The following is a 14,864-nucleotide window of genomic DNA, read 5'->3' on the forward strand; positions in this document are numbered from 1 at the left end:
CTCAACTCCACAGGTCACGGACGCCGGGTGCTGTCCGCGCCGAGACGATAGGGGGCAGCATGGCTGCCCACGGGAAGAACGGCGGCGATCTGCGCCCCGGCCTGCCGCAGGGCGTCCAGCGCCGCATCGCGGGTGCCGGCGGGCACGCTCAGCAGAACGGCGGCCTGGCCCGGCGCGCGATCGGCGGCCACCAGCATGTCGCCCTGCCCACCCAGCGCGCCAGCGGCGCGTGCGCTCCAGCCGGACACATGCAGGCTCCAGGTCTCCACCTCGGTCACCGCGGCATCGTTGATGGGATGGGAGACCACGAACACCGGCAGGCCGGCGGGATGGTCCGCCCGCTCCACGAACGGCAGGCGCGCGATGATCTTCGGCGCGTGGTCGCCCTCGAGCGCGGTCCACCAGGCATCGCCGCCGGAGAGCGCGGAAGCCGGCAGCAGGCCGAGATCGCCCTTGGAGGCCACCACCGATTCGATCACGCCGCGCGGCCCCATATGGGTCACGAACGGCGTCGTGAAGCCGAAATGGAAGCGCGCGCTGTCGCGCATCTGCGGCTCACCCACCGACAAATCGGCATGCACCGCATAAGGCGCCTGGACATAAGTGAAGGTGGAGATGATGACGCGCCAGATGCTCTCGACGGTGTCGAGCGGCAGCAGGCCGGCGTGCCGGTCCACGAGCCGACGCATCATCGCGGCCTCGCGGGCGGGGCGGAAGGCGGAGCCTTCGCTCTGGTTGCGCTTCACCGCGACGAGGCGATCAATGATCTCGCCGCGCTCCATCAGGAGGCGGTGCATGGCTTCGTCGATGCGGTCGATCTCGGCGCGCAGGTCGGCGAGAACGGGAGGGGGCGCTGATGAATTCATGGGGCTCACAATCGGGCTGATCCTCTACCCCCAGAACGCGGCAAGATCAAAAGCTATGTTGCGCCCGGCCTATTGGCCCTTGCCGAGCACCATGGTGGAAGCGGTGCGCAGGATGATCCAGACGTCGGTCTTGAACCAGTCCAGCGGGTCAAGCAGCCGCATGGCATAAGCGTGGTCGTACGACACCTTGGATCGCACATCCTCGATGGAGGCGTCATAGCCCTGGTTCACCTGGGCAAGGCCGGTGATGCCCGGCTTCAGGCCGAAGGTGCGCTCGGTATAAAACGGGATCTCGGTCTCCAGCTTGGCGAAGAACGCCGGGCGCTCGGGGCGCGGGCCGACGATCGACATCTCGCCCTTCAGCACGTTCAGCGCCTGCGGCAGCTCGTCGATGCGGGTCTTGCGCATGAAGCGACCGACCGGGGTGACGCGCGGATCGTTGACGCTGGCCCACACGGCGCCGGTGCGCGCTTCCGCGTCCACATACATGGTACGGAACTTGTAGAGATAGAACAGGCGGGTACAGGTGGGCGTCGCCTGGCCCACGCGCAGCTGGCGATAGAGCACCGGGCCGCGCGAGGTGAGCTTGATCGCCAGCGCCACCGGCAGGAACGCCAGCGCGAGCACCGCCGTCGCGACCAGGCCGACAGCGATATCGAACGCGCGCTTGCCCAGCCGCACCATGGGATGGGTGAAATCCTCGTCGAAACTCACGGCTGCGCTCCCCCGGCCCGATGCCAGCGTCCCTTGTCCCGCCCGGCGATCTGGCGCATCCCGCCCACCAGCCCCGCCGCATGTCCTTCCACGAAATAGGCCGCGAATCGCGCCACGCGGGGAAGATTGCCACGATGCGTCATGGCCATGCCGGCCAGCAGATAGAAGGCGATCTGGCCGGCAAGCAGCAGCTGGTACAGCGCAATGCCCGCAAACGCGAGCACCAGATTGCTCAGGAACGCCCCCACCAGCAACAGCGGCACCAGCGCCCGCAGCGCCTTGCCCGAAAGGAACACGAAGGCAAGGCCCGGGCGGCGCGGGTCCGCGAGCCGCCACAGGCGCACCGCCTGCTGCACATTGCCCGAGGAAATGCGCACCCGGCGGCGAAATTCTTGGCCGCGCCGGCTCGTCTCCTCCTCGGTGGCGACGATCTTCAGGTCGTACACCGCCCGCGCGCCGCCGGCGACGATCGCCATGGGCAGCACCACGTCGTCATTGATGGTGTCACCCGGCAAGGGCGCCCAGAGCGCACGGCGGAACAGATAGAAGGCGCCATGCACGCCGAACGGCGCGCTAAGCGCGGCCTCGTCGGCCTTGATGGCGGTCTGATAGGCCCAATAGCCCGCCTCCCCCGCGCTGCCCGCCGCCTTCAGCGCATAAGTGCCCGCCACCACCCCCACCTCGGGCCGCGAGAAATGGGCGGCGGCGCGCATCAGGGCATCGGCGGAGAGGGTGGCCGAGGCATCGGACAGCGCGACGATGCCGTCGGGGATCGAGGCGATCACCTCGTTCAGCACCGCGACCTTGCCGCGATTGACCGGAAAGGCACGCACCTCCGCGCTGAGGCCCGCGCAGTCGGGGGACGACAGCGCGGCGCGGGCAATCTCGACCGTGTCGTCGGTGCAGCCGTCGCAGGCGACGATCACGTGCAGGCGGTCGCGCGGATAGGCGAGGCGCGCGCAGTCGCGCAGCTTCAGCGCGATGAAGGCGGCCTCCTGGTAGGCCGGAATGACGAGCGTGACGACGGGCAGCGCGGCATCGGCAGGGACGGGAGGAACCGGCCGCGCGGGTCGCAGGCGCGCCAGCAGGCGCAGCGCCACGGGATAGAGCGCATGGTGATAGACCACGGCCGCGACACTCGCCCAGAACAGGATCTGGAGCATCAGCATGGCGGGCGGCCCGCCATCAGGTCGCGATAGGCGTCGAGCATCCGCTCCCAGGAGAAATGCGCACACACGAAATCGCGCGGCGCGACCGAGACAGGCGCGGCGAGCCCGGCCCGGATCGCTGCAGCCAGCGCCGAGGGATCCTCCGGCGGCACCAGCCGGCCGGAGGCCGGGCACACCGCCTCGCGCAAGGAGCCGACATCGCTCGCCACCACCGGGATGTCGCAAGCCTGCGCCTCGATCACCGACAAAGGCAGGCCCTCGTTGCGGGAGGGCAGGCAGAACAGGTCGAGCGCCGGCAGAACCTGCGGCATGTCGCCGCGATGCCCGAGAAAATGGATGCGGTCCGCGAGGCCGAGCTGGTCCGCGAGCCGGCGCAGGGCGTGGTGCGCACTTCCTTCGCCGATCAGCGCCAACCGCGCGTCGGGCACCTCCACCATGGCCCGCAGCAGCACGTCGTGACCCTTCACCGGCTCCAGCCGGCCCGCCGATCCCACGAGCGCCCCTTCGGCGGGAAGTCCCAAAGCGGCCCGCGCCACGGCGCGGGGGGCCGGCCGGAAGCGCTCGGTATCCACGGCATTGGCGATCACCCGCACAGGGGCGCCGGGCATGATTGTGCGCGAAACCTCCGCCACCGCGCGCGACACCGCCACCACCTGCGGCCGCACGATGCGCGCGAGGGCAGCGGTGAGGGTGCGCTGACGCGGCGCATCATAATGCCAGGAATCATGCTCCACATAGGCCAGCACGGGCACCCCCGCCAGGCGCGCGGCAAGGCCGCCATAGAGCAGCGGGCCGATATGATGCACGAGGACGGCCCGCGGCTTCAGGGCGCGCAGGCGTGCGGCGAGCGAGACGACGAGGCCCGGGCGCAGGCCGGGCGGCTTGGCGAGCCCTTCCACCGGCCCCGCCTGCGCCAGGGCCGACCAGGCGCCGACAAGGCTCTGGGTGTCTCCATCGAGGCTGAAAATGGGGTTGGTTCCGGGCAAGCGCCGCGCCAGTTCCAGCGCTAATATCTCGATACCGCCCGGAGCGAGGCGCTGCACAATCTGCACCAGTCCAGCGGACACGAATCCCCCCCGCAATCGGCCATTATTCACCACTCATTAAGGTAAATGGTTCCTTGTTGCGAGCAACCGATGCTGCGACACAGCATGCTCGATTCGCACGGCAGGGGACGGTGTGCGCTTGCGCCCGCCGGGACGGCGAAACGGGTGTTCGTGGAATCGTGGAAGACCAACCGGGTGGGCAATCAATGTCAAAGTTGGTTCAGATCGTCGAGGACATGGACGCGGCGTCCATGGCTAAGCTCAAACCTGTGTTCGAGGAGCTGGGAGCCGCCACCGACGACGTGACGCTCGACCTGAGCGCGGTGGATTTTATCGATTCCTCGGGCATCGGCGGCATCGTCTACCTCTACAAGCGCCTGCGAATCGCCGGCCGCACGCTGCGCCTGCGCGGCGCCAGCGGCCAGCCCCGGCGATTGATCAATCACTTGCGGCTCGCCGATCTGACGGAAGAGAGCTACCCCTCATGAGGATTGCGCACGATCCAATCGTGCTTGTGATCGTCGCTGGCCTGCTCACCTCGGCCTGCGATACGGTCACCCATGTGCCGTGGCCTCCCAAGGGAACCGGGGGGATGGCGGAACGGCGCCCCTCCGAAGACCCGCGGATCGACGCGCTGCAACGCCGGCTGATGGTGCTGACCGAGCGCAACGCACGCTATTATGCGGCGGCCGATTATGCCGATGCGGAAATGATGCTCATCACCCTGCGCCGCCTCTCGGAAGGCGGGCTGCCGGAAGATGCGGAAATCCAGATGGCCCGCCTGAAGCGCAAGCTCGACCAGATCGAGCGCGCTCTTCCCGGGCCAAAAGGCGAGCGGGCGCCGTGACATGCAACGCCCCTGCGCGCCCCGTGCCGGTTCTGGTGGCCTCCTCCTCGCCTGGGTCTGCGCCGCGCTGATCGCGCTCGTGCTCGGCCTGTGCGGGACGGCGCGCGCCCAGTCCGCCGGCGCGGGCGAGGACGTCCGGCTGCGGATCGGCGACGTGCTCGCCATCGCTTTGCCCGGCGAACCGGCGCTCAACAAGGACCTGAACGTGGACCGGCGCGGCCGCGTGACGCTGCCGGAAGTCGGCGCCCTCGATGTCGCGGGCCGCACGCTCGCGGAAGCCTCCAGCTTGATCCGCACTGCCCTGGCACGGGCCTATCGCGACCTCGACCGCCTCGCGGTGACGCTCAAGGACCGGCGGCTCTATATCACCGTGCTCGGCTATGTGGACAAGCCGGGCGAAGTGGACTTGCCGGGGGAGTCCAACGTGCAGCAGGCCATCGGGGCGGCGGGCGGCGTGCTCCAGGGCGCCCAACTCGACCGCCTCCAGGTGCGCCGGGGCACCCGCACCACCGTGTTCAACTACAAGCGCTATCTCGACACGGGCGATACCAGCCTGCTGCCGCAATTGCAGCCGCTCGACATCATCTTCGTGCCCGCCTCGCCGGCCACCGGGAATGTCCAGATCAATTTCGACAGCCGCACCCTCGCCGAGCAGGGGGATGCCGCCGAATCCCCCTCCGCCGTGAAGGTGTTCGGCGAGGTCAGCCGCGCCGGCTCCTTCGCCTATAAGGAGGGGCTCAGCGTGGTCGACATGATCATGCGCGCTGGCGGCGTCACCCGCTTTTCCTCCATCGACCAGGTGCGAGTGATCGACGGCGGCGAACCGAAGATCTTCAACCTGCGCAAATATCTCGATACCGGCGATGCCAAGCTGATGCCGCCGCTGAAGCCCGGCGCCACCATCTTCATCCCCAAGCAGGAAGACGAGATCCGCCGCTCGGTGCGCACCGTCTATGTCATCGGCGAGGTGGCTCGGCCCGGCTCGCTCGAAGCCCCGCCCGAGGCCCGTCTGGTGGAGATCCTCGCCAATGCCGGCGGCCCGACCCGCTTCGCCGACACGACGCGGGTGAAGATCCTGAAAGCCGACGGCACGGTCCAGCAATTCAACCTGTTCGCCTATACCGAGGGCGACAAGAAGCCCCTGCCGGAGATCCTGCCGGGCGATGCGGTGTTCGTGCCGGAAAAGATCGAGGCCTCGGACCGCCCGTCCTGGCTCAAGGTCCCGCCCAATCGGGCGGTGGAGGTGATGGGCGCCGTGCAGCGCACCGGCCGCTACGAATGGTCCGACGAAATGACCTTGCTGGATCTGCTGGGCGAAGCCGGCGGCCCCAGCCAGAACGGCGACATCGCCCATTTGCAGATTCTCAAGGCGCGCCAGGGCGGCAAGGCGATCAGCTTCGATCTCGGCGCCTTCATCACCAATGGCGGGAAGATATCGGACCTGCCGAAGATCGAGGCCGGCGACGTCATCCGCGTGCCGCCGCTGCCGGATTCGCCCATCGACAACAAGGCCAAATGGGTTCAGCTGCCGAAGGAAGACGCGATCTATGTGATGGGTCAGGTGGGCACCCCCGGCCGCTATGCCTTCAACAAGAACATGACCTTCATGGACATTCTCACCGCCGCCAACGGCCCCACCTCCAACGCCGACCTGCGCAACGTGCGGGTGTCGCATCGCAACCAGCCGGGCTCGAAGGTCACCCAGGTCAATCTGGCGCAATATTTCGCCACCGGCGACGAGAAACTGCTGCCGAAGGTGCGCACCGGCGACGTGATCTTCGTGCCGGACCGCACCAACAAGGATTGGTTCGACGATCCCGCCGAGAACACGGTGCGGGTGCTGGGGGCCGTGGGCAAGCCCGGACGCTATCGCTTCGCCGCCAACATGACGCTGCTTGATCTGCTCGCCGAGGCCGGCGGGCCGACTGCGGATGCCTATCAGCAGCGCATCGTGGTGGTGAATCTCGGCTGCTGCCGCGAGCAGGCGCGGGTGTTCGATCTGGTGGAATTCGCCCGCACCGGCGACATCACCATGCTGCCGGTGGTGGGACCGGGCGACACCGTCTATGTGCCCAATTCGTCCCAGAGCGAATGGAAGATCTTCGTCGATTCCATGCGCAACATCCTGCCGGTGATCTCGCTCATTCTCGCGATGGGAGGCTAGGGTGAGGGGACGCAGCCTGCGCGAGGTCGAATCCGTCTATCTCTCCACCTTCGGGCAGGGTGCCCGCGCCGTGGGCATCACCAGCGTCCACAGCGACAGCGGCGTGTCGGCGCTGGCGGGGGCGCTGGCGGTGCGGTCCCAGCGCCAGAATCGCACCTTGCTGATCGGCCTTGCGGACCCAACCGCCGCCGTGCCGGCGCAGGCCACCGTCTGGACCCCCGCCGATCCCGATCTGCTCGCCTTCGTCGAATCCGACCCGCGCGGCTTCGATACGCTGATCGCCGCGCCCCTGCCGGAGGCCAGCTTCGCCTTTCGCAGCGCCCCGGCGATCCGCGCCATGCTCGACCACCTGCTGGCCTCCTACGACGCGATCGTGCTCGATCTCGCTGCCGTGGAGCCGCGCGAACGCGTCGCCGTGCCGGTGACGAGCATCGCCGCGGCATGCGACAGCGTCGTGGTGCTGTGCATGCCGGGGCGCGATGCGCGCATCGCGCTCTCCCGCGCCGCCGCCGCCCTGCGCACCGCCCACGCGCCGGTGAGCGGCATCGTGATGAACGATCGCTTCAACCAGAGCGTGGCGGACGAAATCACCCGCGAGGCGCGCCGCTACCAGCGCTTCGCCCCGCGCCTGATCGCCGCCCTGATCGCGGCGGTCGCCCGCATCAAATTCCTCAACGTGAAGCCCTGACGCGGGCTCACGCCGCCCCGCCTGCGCCGAGGAAGAAATTCATGGCCAGGAACACGATCGGCGGCTGCACCGAATGGTTGCCGTTGAATTCCACATATTGCACGTCGTAGCCGGCCGCCTGGAGCTTGGCGGCATTGGCGCGGCCGGCGGTGGCGATGGGCAATTGCTCGTCCTGGAGGCCATGCGCGATGAACACCCGCGGCGCGCCCTCCTGCACATGCACCGACATGAAGCCGGCGGAGAACGCGATGATATGGCTGACGATGTCGCCATTGGTCAGGCCGAGGGACAGGGCATAGCTGCCGCCATCGGAGAATCCGGCGAAGGCCAGATGGCTGCGGTCCACGGTGAAATGCGCCGCGACCTCGGCCAGCGCCCGATCCAGCCGCTCGCGGTCCGGGCCGTTGCCGGCGATCACGATGTCCCAGGTGGGAAACTGCGATTGCGGCGCCAGCAGCAGGAAGGAATGCATTTGCGCCTGGGCTTCCAGCACCGGAAGAATCTTCTCCGCGCTGCCGCCGCCGCCGTGAAACAGCACCACGAGCGGCACCGGCCTGGCCGGATCGAGCCCGGGGGGCACGAACAGCACGGCGTCGCGTTCGTCTGCGATACCGAGCGCGTTGCGGCCGGGAGGAAGCGGCGGCTTGGTGGGGGCGGCAGGCGTGAAGGTGAGGCGGCCCGCGAGGAAGGGATCAATCATGGCGCCACCTTAGCCAAATGGATAAGGCGGACAAGGCCGCCAGGCGGTGCAGACGTGACCATCCCCTCGTCCTCCGCGCGGCGCCGGGCGAGGGGGTGAAGCGATAAGGGCGCCACGGCGCCGAAGGATCTAGCGGCCTTCCAGCATGTCACGCGCCTCGCCGACCGCCTTCAGGCACTTGGCCTCATCGCCGGCGGCCTGGAAATTCTCCGCCGCATTGAGCGCGGCGGCGGGCCCGACCGGGGGCGGCAGGTTGCCGCTCGCGGCGGCGACCGAACCCGGGGTGGGCTGCTGATCGAGCTGCGCGCCGACGCTCTGCGGCTCCGGGCGCGGAGCCGCCGGCTTGCCCTGCACCGCATCCACGCGCTTCTGAAGGGCGACGATCTGTTCCAGGCAGGTTTCCGCGTGCGCGGACACCGACGGAACCGCCACGGCAGCCAGAAGGCCAGCCGCCACGGCCCAGGCGCCGGTGGCGCGGGCGGCGGCAGTGCGGACGACGAGGGTGCGGGCAACCACGGTGCGGGCGAAAGCGGGGTGGGCGGTCATGAGGGCTCCATATGCGCGGCCCGTGCAGCCGCTCGCGACGCGGCTCCGGGGTGATTTGCGGCGGAGTGTGTCCATCTCCGGCGACGGCGGCAAGACCATGCCGCGCGTGAAGACCATGCCGCGCGTGAATTGCGCGCGGCCGCCCTTCCCCTTTTGCCATTCGCCCTTGGCATGCGCCCGGCGGCGGGGCGGCCGCCTCACACCGGCAAGGCCTCACACCGGCCAGGCTTCCAGGCGATAGGCGGAGTCCCAGAACATCCATTCCAGCTGGGTCGCGCGGGAGAACGCCTCGTGCATGCGCGCCCGGGCCCCGGCGGAGGCCTGCGCCGCCGCTTCGTCGGTGGCGGCGATCACCTCCCGCACGGCGGCGTGGAACTCCTCGCCGGCATAGGTGTCGATCCAGGCCTGATAGGGATTTGAGGACGCCGCGCGGGCGAGAATGTCGCGCCCCACCTCGGCATAGATCCAGAAGCAGGGCAGCAATGCCCCGAGCACAACCTCGTAGGGCTCGCCATGGGCGGTCGCCAGCAGGAACGACACGTAATGGTGGCAGGCGGGAGACAAGGGCGTGCGCGCGAACGCCGACGGCCCGATGCCGAACTGGAGGAAAAAGGAGCCGTGCAATTCGCGCTCGACGATGATCGCGACCTCCGCGCCCTTGGCGAATTGCACGATCCGGTCCGGAGTCGGCGCCTTGGCCGCCGCCAGCGCCAGGGCGCGGCCGAAGCCGATCAGATAATGCGCATCCTGCACGATGTAATGCTTGAACCGGGCCTCATCCAGCGTGCCGGCCGCCAGCTCGGCGTTGAACGGCATGGTGCGGATGGCATCGTAAAGCGGCGCGTTCGCGTCCCACGCCTGGCGGGAGAAGGAGGTGTCGGGGCGGGCCTGAGGGGTCATCGAGGCGTCCGGGAAGGGCACGCCTAAGGCGCACGCGACGGCAGGAACACGCACATTACCCGATCCGCCGAGGTCGGCGCCAGGGTCTCGCGCCAAAGCCCCGCGGCGGGGCCGCATCCCCGGTTTGTGAGCCGGCCGCCGGCCGCGCGACGTCAACCCTGGGCAGTGCTATAAGGCTATCTGCGATGAGCGCGCAGACCTTCCGCCTCAGGCCACGAAACCCAGATGCAGACCGAGCCCCACACCCTTTTCGCCTTGCTGGTGCTGACCGCCGCGATCGGCGCCGGTCTCCAGATCTGGGCGTGGGCGCAGGCGCGGAGCGAACGCCTGTTGCTGTGGGGCGGCATCGCTTATGGGTGCGTCACCCTCGGCATCCTGCTGAACGCGGCGCGCGAGGCGCTGCCGGCCATGTTCTCGCAGATGCTGGGAACCGGGCTCGTGATCTATGGGGGCGGCCTGCTCTATGCCGCGGCGCGCGGGTTCAACGGCCGCCAGATGGAGCCCCTGGTTGCGGTGTCCGGCGCGGTGATGTGGCTGGTGGCCTGCCAATTTCCCGATTTCTACGCCAATGTCACCAACCGCGTCACGCTGGCCTCGGTGCTGCTTGCGGCCTATTGCGCGGCCGCGGCCTTTGAATTCCTGCGGGCCAAGGGATTGCCGAGCCGCATTCTCCTCGCCGTCCTGCTGATCGTGCACGGCATCGGCCTGCTGCTGCGCATTCCGCTCGCGCTCGCCCAGCCGCAGGGGCCGGTGTTCATGTTCGCCAATCCGTGGTTCGTCCCGCTTGCGCTCGAAAACGTACTGATGCTGCAATTGTTCGCCTTCCTCATGGTGACCCTCACCAAGGAGAAGATCGCGGCGGACCTGCGCCAGACCGCCGACACGGACGCCCTGACCGGCCTGCCGAACCGGCGCGCCCTGTTCGTCCATGCCGTATCGGCCCTGGCGCGGGACGCACGGCGCGCGCGGCCGAGCGCCGTGATCGTGTTCGATCTCGACCGCTTCAAGCACGTCAACGACACCTACGGCCATCCGGTGGGCGATGCGGTGCTGCTGGCGTTCGCCAGCGCCGCCACCACGCAATTGCGCGCCGGCGACATGGCCGGGCGGATCGGCGGCGAGGAATTCGCGGTGCTGCTGCCGGAAACCGATGGCCAGCAGGCGGCCATCGCGGCGCGGCGCATCATGGTCACCTTCACCCATCTGTCCAGCATGGTGGAAGGGTGCGAGAGCCTGTGCACCGCCTCGGCCGGCATCGCCTCTACCCGCGCCGGCTCGGCGGCCAACATGGACATGCTGCTCCACGCGGCCGACCGCGCGCTTTATGAGGCCAAGCGCGAGGGCCACAATCGTCTCAGCGTCGCGCCACCGCTCGACCTGCCAGTCGAGCTGCCGGTCCTGGCGACGCGCTGAACGCGCGCCCGACGCCAGCGCCCCCGCACGAAGGCACGCCATCTCGACAGCAACGATAGGGATGGCAAACGCGCGCCCGCAACGAACCATCCTGCGCGAGGATGGGCGAGCGAACCGGGCGGCGCGAAATGGGGAAGAGGGCTTGAGGGAAGAATGAGGGAGGAGAGCGGGGGCGGTGCTCTCCTCCCTCAACGCCGATCACCACCGGGTTGCGGCTCCGGAAGTGACCGAACGGTTCGGTCAAGACATTCCCCTTCTAGCGGAGCTTTTCGACGGGCGCAAGCGGAACCGAACGGTTCGGTCAAGTTTTAACCATTGTCGGCGTGCAGACAATTGACGCGGCGGCGCTTTCGTCGAAGGGTAATGCTGCAATGGCAGCGCATTGGCGCGCCTGCGCCAGCTTAGGGAGCGGATTTTGTCGGTTGTGGAAACCAGGGAAGCAGTGGCGGGCCAGGACCCGGAAAAACGCAGGCAAATCCTGGCCGGCGCACGCGAAGTGTTTCTGGACCAGGGCTTCGACGCCGCCAGCATGGGCGAAATCGCGCGCGCGGCGGGGGTCTCCAAGGGCACGCTCTATGTGTATTTCCACGACAAGGTGGATCTGTTCGCCAGCCTCGTGAGCTGCGAATGCGCGGAAACCGCCGAGCGCCTGTTCGTGCTCGACGCCAACGAGCCGGATCTGGAAGCGGCGCTGACCAAGCTCGGCATTTCGTTCATCGAGGCCATGCTGCGCCCCTGCCATGTGGCGACCGTGCGCAGCGTGATCGCCATCGCCGAGAAATTTCCCGCGATCGGCTTGCGGTTCCTGGAAGCGGGGCCGAACGCCGGCACGCAGCGCCTGTCGGCCTTCCTCCAGGCGAAGGTGGACCAGGGCGTGCTCGACATCGACGACACCGAGGCGGCGGCGAGCCAGTTCCTCTCCCTCTCCAAGGACACCATCCTCGCCCCGGTGCTGTTCGGCGCCGCCGCCACCATCCAGCGCGACCAGATCGAGGCGGTGGTCGGCCGCGCGGTGCGCATGTTCCTGAGCGCCTATGGCGTGAAGCGCTGAGCCGCGCCGCGCTCACGCACGCCAGAACGGCTTTTCCGCCTCGCGGCGCGCCGCCTCCCGGCTAATGCCCGCATCGCGCATCTGGTCGTCGTCCAGATCCGCCAGTTCGCGCCGCTCGCGTGCGCGCCGCATCCACACGCGCAGCATGCCCACCAGCCAGACAAGGCGATCAAGTGGCGTGGCGGAGCGCCTCGCAATCGTCTCGCCAAAGATCTCGCCGACGGCCACACGCCCCCGCGCCGCGACAGGAGCGGTCGGCCGTGGGAGCGGAAGCGCGGGCCGGACCCGGCTTTCAGTCGGTGTAATCTGGTGAATGCGCGGCGTCATGGTAAGATCCTCATGAATTGCTCGCATTCATTGCGCCGATGGTGTATCGGTGCAATTATTATATTGCCCTCGGATCAATAATGCCTGCATCTGATTATCGCGCCCTCGCCGACATGCTCGCCGCCGATATCGCGTCCGGGCGCCTCGCCCCCGGCAGCCGCCTGCCCACCCAGCGGGACTTCGCCTATACGGTCGGCATTGCCCCCTCCACCGCCAGCCGGGTCTATGCCGAGCTGGTGCGCCGGGGCCTGATCACGGGCGAAGTGGGGCGGGGCAGCTATGTGCGCAGCATCGAAGAGGGGAACACGGCCAGCCTGGGCGAGCCCACGCATGCGCCGGTCGATCTGCAGCTCAATTTTCCGATCCTGCCGACCCAGGATGCGGAGCTGGAACAGATCCTGGCGGGGTTTACCCGGCAGGGCGCGCTCTCGGCCGCCTTCCGGCCCACCGGCGCGGCGGGAACGCGCGCGGCACGCCTTGCTGTGACGGAGTTTCTCGCCGGGCCGAACTGGCGCCCGGATCCCGCCGGCATTGCGTTCACCACCAACGGGCGACAAGCGATCGCCGCCACCTTCTCGGCCCTCGCGCCCCCCGGCGAGCGCATCGGCGTCGAGGCCATGACCTATCCGGCCGTGAAATGGATCGCCGCCCGCCTCGGCATCACCCTGGTGCCGCTCGCCATGGACGAGAAGGGCCTCAAGCCCGACGCCATCCTGCGCGCCCATCGCGCGACACCGCTGCGCGGCATCTATGTGCAGCCGAGCCTGCATAATCCGCTCGGCGTCTCCATGGACGCGGCGCGGCGCGATGAGATTGCCGATCTGCTGCGCGCCGAAGGCCTGATGGCGGTGGAAGACGCGATCTACGGCTTTTTATGCGACGACGATCCCCTCAGCGCGCGGGCTCCGGACCATGTGCTGCTGGTGGACAGCCTTTCCAAACGCGTCGCGCCGGGCCTCACCCTCGGCTTCATCGCCGGCCCGCCCGCCTGGAGCGAACGGCTGGTGGCGGCGGTGCGTTCGGGCGCCTGGGCGGTCATGGGCCTGCCCCTGGCGATGGGGTTGCACATCATGGCCGATGGCGTCGTCGCCCGCCTCGTGGCGGCCAAGCGCGCGGATGCGCAGGCGCGCCAGGCGATCGTGCGCGGCGTGTTCGACGGCCCCATGCTCAAGGCCGACCCGCGCGCCTATCACGCCTGGCTGGAACTGCCGGAGCCCTGGCGCGCGGAAGCTTTCGCCGGAGCGGCGGCGCGGCAGGGCATCGCCATCACCCCGTCCAGCGCCTTCGCGGTGACCCCCGGCCATGCGCCGAACGCGGTGCGGCTCGCTTTGTCGCCCCCCTCCCACGCCGTTCTGCGCGAGGCGCTGCTGACCTTGCGCCGGCTGATGGAGGGCGGGCCGGTGGAAAGCGAGGTGGAATAGAAGCCCTATTCCGCCGCCGCCTTCATTTGCGGGATCTCGCCCAGCGAGACGCCGTTCATCTCGGCCACCACGTCGGAAATCTGCGGCACGTTCCAATCACCCCGGCCCAGCCCCTCGGCGGCGGCATAGACATTCTTGATGGTCGCGCCGATGAAATTCGCCGCCCCGGTCGCGGAAGCAAGGTTGTTCACATAGCGCATATCCTTGTGCGCATTGGACAAAGTGAACTTGTGGGCGTTCACGTCGCGCTCCAGCACATATTTGAAATAGGTCTGGTAGAAGCCGCAATCCATGCGCGAGCCGCGGATGACGCTGTCGAAGGTCTCCGGCGAGACGCCCACCTTGGCCGCGAGCGAGAGCGCCTCGGCATAGAGCGCGCCATAGCCCAGCGAGAGGAAATTGTTGAGCAGCTTCATGGTGTGGCCGGCGCCCGGCCCGCCCACATGGTTGATCCGCGCGGAGATCGCCTCCAGCGCCGGCTTCACGGTAGCGAAGGCCGCGTCCTCGGCGCCGACGATGGCGATCAGCGTGCCCTCGGCCGCATTGGCGGGGGTGCCGCCGAGCGGGGAATCCACCAGGGCGATGCCCTTTTCCTTCAGCTCGGCATGCAGCGCCATGGTGAGCGCCGGCTCGGAGGTGGACGTATCCACGAGATGCAGGCCCGCGCGGGCGCCTTCCAGGATCCCGCCGGGACCGCGCACCACCGCTTCCACCTGCGGCGCGCCGGTGACGCAGAGGAAGATAATGTCGCAGGCGGCGGCCATCTGCGCCGCGCTTTCGGCCTCGCGCGCGCCGCGCGCCAGGAGATCCTCCACCGGCGCGCGGTTGCGATGGGCGAGAACCGTGAGGGGAAATCCCTTTTCCAGCAGGGTCTTGGCCATGCCGTGGCCCATGAGGCCGACGCCGATGAAGCCGATGCGCGCTTTTTCCATTTCCGTTCCCTCCGGGTGACTTTGTCTTTTGGTCGCGGGGCTTAAATCGTTTAGCATGGATGAAGTGAGCAAGCGAAGCG

The 14,864-nt window shown here is 68.5% G+C and carries 16 protein-coding genes; 7 read left to right on the forward strand and 9 right to left on the reverse strand.

The features are described 5' to 3' along the window. Positions 1 to 14: 14 nt before the first annotated feature. From V5F78_RS19710 to V5F78_RS19725, 4 genes are all read right to left on the reverse strand, one after another. Positions 15 to 866 (reverse strand): chorismate mutase, encoded by an 852-nt coding sequence (locus V5F78_RS19710; RefSeq protein WP_394070358.1) that lies wholly within the window; start codon positions 864 to 866, stop codon positions 15 to 17. Between the two features lie 69 nt (positions 867 to 935). Then, complete coding sequence (locus V5F78_RS19715; RefSeq protein WP_394070360.1) at positions 936 to 1,580, reverse strand: sugar transferase; 645 nt, start codon at positions 1,578 to 1,580, stop codon at positions 936 to 938. Beyond that, positions 1,577 to 2,749 carry a glycosyltransferase family 2 protein gene (locus tag V5F78_RS19720; RefSeq protein WP_394070362.1) on the reverse strand — a complete coding sequence of 391 codons (1,173 nt, stop codon included), beginning with the start codon at positions 2,747 to 2,749 and terminating at the stop codon, positions 1,577 to 1,579. The genes V5F78_RS19715 and V5F78_RS19720 overlap by 4 nt, the downstream gene beginning before the upstream one ends. Further along, the gene (locus tag V5F78_RS19725; protein ID WP_394070364.1) at positions 2,743 to 3,816 is read right to left on the reverse strand and encodes a glycosyltransferase; all 1,074 of its coding nucleotides are present in this window, start codon (positions 3,814 to 3,816) and stop codon (positions 2,743 to 2,745) included. Before V5F78_RS19725 ends, V5F78_RS19720 begins: the two co-directional genes overlap by 7 nt. Positions 3,817 to 4,010: 194 nt before the next feature. Here V5F78_RS19725 and V5F78_RS19730 point away from each other — a divergent pair, with 194 nt between their 5' ends. The 4 genes from V5F78_RS19730 to V5F78_RS19745 are packed head-to-tail and all read left to right on the forward strand — an operon-like array spanning position 4,011 to position 7,494. Beyond that, positions 4,011 to 4,283 carry an STAS domain-containing protein gene (locus V5F78_RS19730; protein ID WP_509276314.1) on the forward strand — a complete coding sequence of 91 codons (273 nt, stop codon included), beginning with the start codon at positions 4,011 to 4,013 and terminating at the stop codon, positions 4,281 to 4,283. Then, positions 4,280 to 4,642 (forward strand): hypothetical protein, encoded by a 363-nt coding sequence (locus V5F78_RS19735; RefSeq protein WP_394070367.1) that lies wholly within the window; start codon positions 4,280 to 4,282, stop codon positions 4,640 to 4,642. The genes V5F78_RS19730 and V5F78_RS19735 overlap by 4 nt, the downstream gene beginning before the upstream one ends. Position 4,643: 1 nt before the next feature. After that, positions 4,644 to 6,806: an SLBB domain-containing protein gene (locus tag V5F78_RS19740; protein ID WP_394070369.1), complete on the forward strand. Its 2,163-nt coding sequence runs from the start codon at positions 4,644 to 4,646 to the stop codon at positions 6,804 to 6,806. A gap of 1 nt (position 6,807) precedes the next feature. Next, complete coding sequence (locus tag V5F78_RS19745; RefSeq protein WP_394070370.1) at positions 6,808 to 7,494, forward strand: P-loop NTPase family protein; 687 nt, start codon at positions 6,808 to 6,810, stop codon at positions 7,492 to 7,494. Between the two features lie 7 nt (positions 7,495 to 7,501). On the opposite strand, the gene V5F78_RS19750 is transcribed toward V5F78_RS19745, so the two are convergent. From V5F78_RS19750 to V5F78_RS19760, 3 genes are all read right to left on the reverse strand, one after another. Continuing rightward, complete coding sequence (locus tag V5F78_RS19750) at positions 7,502 to 8,194, reverse strand: alpha/beta hydrolase (RefSeq protein WP_394070371.1); 693 nt, start codon at positions 8,192 to 8,194, stop codon at positions 7,502 to 7,504. A gap of 129 nt (positions 8,195 to 8,323) precedes the next feature. Next, the gene (locus V5F78_RS19755) at positions 8,324 to 8,740 is read right to left on the reverse strand and encodes a hypothetical protein (protein WP_394070372.1); all 417 of its coding nucleotides are present in this window, start codon (positions 8,738 to 8,740) and stop codon (positions 8,324 to 8,326) included. A 213-nt stretch (positions 8,741 to 8,953) separates the two neighbouring features. Next, positions 8,954 to 9,640 carry a TenA family protein gene (locus V5F78_RS19760; protein WP_394070373.1) on the reverse strand — a complete coding sequence of 229 codons (687 nt, stop codon included), beginning with the start codon at positions 9,638 to 9,640 and terminating at the stop codon, positions 8,954 to 8,956. Positions 9,641 to 9,865: 225 nt separating this feature from the next. On the opposite strand from V5F78_RS19760, the gene V5F78_RS19765 reads away from it, so the two are divergent. Together V5F78_RS19765 and V5F78_RS19770 are read left to right on the forward strand one after the other, a co-directional pair. Then, positions 9,866 to 11,053 (forward strand): GGDEF domain-containing protein, encoded by a 1,188-nt coding sequence (locus V5F78_RS19765; protein ID WP_394070375.1) that lies wholly within the window; start codon positions 9,866 to 9,868, stop codon positions 11,051 to 11,053. A gap of 424 nt (positions 11,054 to 11,477) precedes the next feature. Continuing rightward, on the forward strand, positions 11,478 to 12,104 hold the full coding sequence (locus V5F78_RS19770; protein WP_394070461.1) for a TetR/AcrR family transcriptional regulator: 627 nt from the start codon (positions 11,478 to 11,480) through the stop codon (positions 12,102 to 12,104). Positions 12,105 to 12,116: 12 nt separating this feature from the next. On the opposite strand, the gene V5F78_RS19775 is transcribed toward V5F78_RS19770, so the two are convergent. Next, a complete protein-coding gene (locus V5F78_RS19775; RefSeq protein WP_394070377.1) occupies positions 12,117 to 12,431 on the reverse strand; it encodes a DUF1127 domain-containing protein in 315 nt (104 codons plus the stop codon). Positions 12,432 to 12,511: 80 nt separating this feature from the next. Between V5F78_RS19775 and V5F78_RS19780 the strand changes: the two genes are divergently transcribed. After that, on the forward strand, positions 12,512 to 13,852 hold the full coding sequence (locus tag V5F78_RS19780; RefSeq protein WP_394070379.1) for an aminotransferase-like domain-containing protein: 1,341 nt from the start codon (positions 12,512 to 12,514) through the stop codon (positions 13,850 to 13,852). Positions 13,853 to 13,857: 5 nt separating this feature from the next. Here V5F78_RS19780 and V5F78_RS19785 read toward each other — a convergent pair whose 3' ends face one another. Further along, complete coding sequence (locus tag V5F78_RS19785) at positions 13,858 to 14,841, reverse strand: NAD(P)-dependent oxidoreductase (RefSeq protein WP_394070381.1); 984 nt, start codon at positions 14,839 to 14,841, stop codon at positions 13,858 to 13,860. Positions 14,842 to 14,864: the final 23 nt, after the last annotated feature.

This window comes from Roseixanthobacter glucoisosaccharinicivorans (genome assembly GCF_043195095.2).
GTDB lineage: Bacteria > Pseudomonadota > Alphaproteobacteria > Rhizobiales > Xanthobacteraceae > NCEH01.

What these genes read in the sequence shown, in the direction of transcription:
- V5F78_RS19710 (WP_394070358.1), bottom strand. Translation starts at nt 866, where the DNA reads ATGAATTCATCAGCGCCCCCTCCCGTTCTCGCCGACCTGCGCGCCGAG.
- V5F78_RS19720 (WP_394070362.1), bottom strand. Translation starts at nt 2,749, where the DNA reads ATGCTGATGCTCCAGATCCTGTTCTGGGCGAGTGTCGCGGCCGTGGTC.
- V5F78_RS19735 (WP_394070367.1), top strand. Translation starts at nt 4,280, where the DNA reads ATGAGGATTGCGCACGATCCAATCGTGCTTGTGATCGTCGCTGGCCTG.
- V5F78_RS19740 (WP_394070369.1), top strand. Translation starts at nt 4,644, where the DNA reads ATGCAACGCCCCTGCGCGCCCCGTGCCGGTTCTGGTGGCCTCCTCCTC.
- V5F78_RS19750 (WP_394070371.1), bottom strand. Translation starts at nt 8,194, where the DNA reads ATGATTGATCCCTTCCTCGCGGGCCGCCTCACCTTCACGCCTGCCGCC.
- V5F78_RS19755 (WP_394070372.1), bottom strand. Translation starts at nt 8,740, where the DNA reads ATGACCGCCCACCCCGCTTTCGCCCGCACCGTGGTTGCCCGCACCCTC.
- V5F78_RS19760 (WP_394070373.1), bottom strand. Translation starts at nt 9,640, where the DNA reads ATGACCCCTCAGGCCCGCCCCGACACCTCCTTCTCCCGCCAGGCGTGG.
- V5F78_RS19765 (WP_394070375.1), top strand. Translation starts at nt 9,866, where the DNA reads ATGCAGACCGAGCCCCACACCCTTTTCGCCTTGCTGGTGCTGACCGCC.
- V5F78_RS19775 (WP_394070377.1), bottom strand. Translation starts at nt 12,431, where the DNA reads ATGACGCCGCGCATTCACCAGATTACACCGACTGAAAGCCGGGTCCGG.
- V5F78_RS19780 (WP_394070379.1), top strand. Translation starts at nt 12,512, where the DNA reads ATGCCTGCATCTGATTATCGCGCCCTCGCCGACATGCTCGCCGCCGAT.
- V5F78_RS19785 (WP_394070381.1), bottom strand. Translation starts at nt 14,841, where the DNA reads ATGCTAAACGATTTAAGCCCCGCGACCAAAAGACAAAGTCACCCGGAG.